This window comes from Streptomyces barringtoniae, from assembly GCF_020819595.1.
GTDB classification, from domain to species: Bacteria; Actinomycetota; Actinomycetes; order Streptomycetales; family Streptomycetaceae; genus Streptomyces; species Streptomyces barringtoniae.
This window is the reverse complement of sequence record NZ_JAJHNP010000088.1, coordinates 1-807: the sequence shown is the minus strand read 5'-3', so window position 1 is coordinate 807 and position 807 is coordinate 1. Positions and strand designations below refer to the sequence as shown.

1 protein-coding gene is annotated in these 807 nt (G+C 68.6%); it reads right to left on the bottom strand.

Going from position 1 to position 807, the window contains the following annotated elements; all coding sequences use genetic code 11:
• Positions 1–807: UTP--glucose-1-phosphate uridylyltransferase (locus LMU33_RS40830; RefSeq protein ID WP_228627172.1), on the bottom strand; the 807-nt coding region annotated here is incomplete at both ends.

Below are 807 nucleotides of genomic sequence, written 5' to 3'. Positions count from 1 at the left end.
CTCCTCGGCTACGTAACTGCGAAGCCAGGTCCGGAAGTCCGGGCCCAGGTCTTCACGTTCGCACGCCAGTCTGACAATGGCACGCAGATAGTCGCCACGGTCGCCGGTGTCATAGCGGCGGCCCTTGAAGACGACACCGTGCACCGGTCCGCCGACCTTCTCGTCCGCCGCGAGCTGCTGCAGGGCGTCGGTGAGCTGGATCTCCCCGCCGCGGCCCGGCTCGGTCTTGCGGAGTATGTCGAAGATGTGCGGATCGAGGACGTAACGGCCGATGATCGCGTAGTTCGACGGGGCGTCCGCCGGGTCCGGCTTCTCCACCAGCCCGCCGACCCTGACGACGTCGCCGTCGGCGGTCGGCTCCACGGCCGCGCAGCCGTAGAGGTGGATCTGCTCGGGCCTGACCTCCATGAGGGCGATCACACTGCCGCCGTGCTGCTCCTGCACCTCGATCATGCGCTGCAGGAGCGGGTCGCGCGGGTCGATCAGGTCGTCGCCCAGGAGCACCGCGAAGGGCTCGTGCCCGACGTGCGGGGCGGCGCACAGCACGGCGTGACCCAGACCCCTGGGGTCGCCCTGGCGCACGTAGTGCATGGTCGCCAGGTCGCTGGACTCCTGCACCTTCGCGAGCCGTTCGGCGTCACCCTTCTTCCCGAGCGCCGATTCCAGCTCGTAGTTGCGGTCGAAGTGGTCCTCGAGCGGACGCTTGTTGCGCCCGGTGACCATCAGGACGTCGTCGAGCCCCGCCGAGACGGCCTCCTCGACCACGTACTGGATCGCAGGCTTGTCGACGACCGGCAGCATCTCCTT